The 1,267-nt window shown below is 67.7% G+C and carries 1 pseudogene; it reads right to left on the bottom strand.

The annotated features are described in order from the left end of the window. Nucleotides 1-128 precede the first annotated feature (128 nt). Nucleotides 129-1,267 (bottom strand): annotated as a pseudogene (locus H928_RS28485) (excinuclease ABC subunit A); the annotation flags it as partial.

Raw genomic sequence — 1,267 nt, 5'->3', positions numbered from 1 at the left:
CTTTGACAGGCGGGGCTTCCGGGTGCCGGGGGTCAATATGCATCAAGGGCTCCTTGCAGATGGTTCTGCGATTGTGCCCAGGCCTGGCAGGGCGCGCTGTCAGCAAACGCCCTGCCGTCACGCCCCAGTCAACGCGCGAGCACTGGCGCCAGCGCCTTGCCGGTATGCGTGCCCGCCTGCACCAGGTCCTCGGGCGTACCGGTGGCCACCATGCGGCCACCAGCATTGCCGCCCTCGGGGCCCAGGTCGATCACCCAGTCGGCCTCGGCAATCACATCCAGGTCATGCTCGATCACCACCACGCTGTGGCCGGCATCGACCAGGCGGTGCAGCACATGGATCAGCTTGTCCACATCGGCCATGTGCAGGCCCACGGTGGGCTCGTCGAGCACATACAAGGTGTGGGGCGCCTTGTTGCCCCGGCGCGTGATGTCATCGCGCACCTTGGTCAGCTCGGTCACCAGCTTGATGCGCTGCGCCTCGCCACCCGACAAGGTGGGCGACGGCTGGCCCAGGGTCAGATAGCCCAGGCCCACATCCTGCAGCAGCTGCAGCGGATGGGCGATGCTGGGCATGCTGGCAAAGAACAGCACCGCCTCGTCGACCTCCATCTGCAGCACCTCGCCAATGCTTTTGCCGCGCCAGGTGACCGCCAGCGTTTCGGGGCTGAAACGGGCGCCATGGCAGACCTCGCAAGGCACTTTCACATCGGGCAGAAAGCTCATCTCGATGGTGCGCATGCCCTGGCCCTCGCAGGCCGGGCAGCGGCCTTCGCCGGTGTTGAAGGAGAAGCGCCCGGCCGCATAGCCGCGCGCCTTGGCCTCCAGCGTTTCGGCAAACAGCTTGCGGATCGTGTCCCAGAAGCCGATATAGGTCGCCGGGCAGGAGCGCGGCGTCTTGCCAATCGGCGTCTGGTCCACTTCCAGCACCCGGTCGATGCCCTCAAAGCCCTGCAGGCCCTTGCAGCCCAGGAGCGCCGGGGTCTTGCCGGCATCCATGTCGTCACGCCCGGCCTTGGTGGCGCGCTGGCCGACCCAGGCGGCCACATTGGTGAGAAGCACATCGCGCGCCAGCGTGGATTTACCTGAGCCCGACACCCCCGTCACGGCCACCAGGCGCTTGAGCGGTACCCGCACATCCACGTTCTGCAGGTTGTGCAGGTGGGCACCCAGCACCGACAGCCAGTGCAGCGGCGCCATTGCATCGGCACGGGCCGGTGCGGCCAGCGCGGCATTGGCCTGGGCGCTGTCGGCGGCCAGCGCGGCAG

Source organism: Comamonas sp. B-9, from assembly GCF_000410635.1.
GTDB lineage: Bacteria > Pseudomonadota > Gammaproteobacteria > Burkholderiales > Burkholderiaceae_C > Comamonas.
This window is presented reverse-complemented; position numbering and strand designations above follow the sequence as displayed.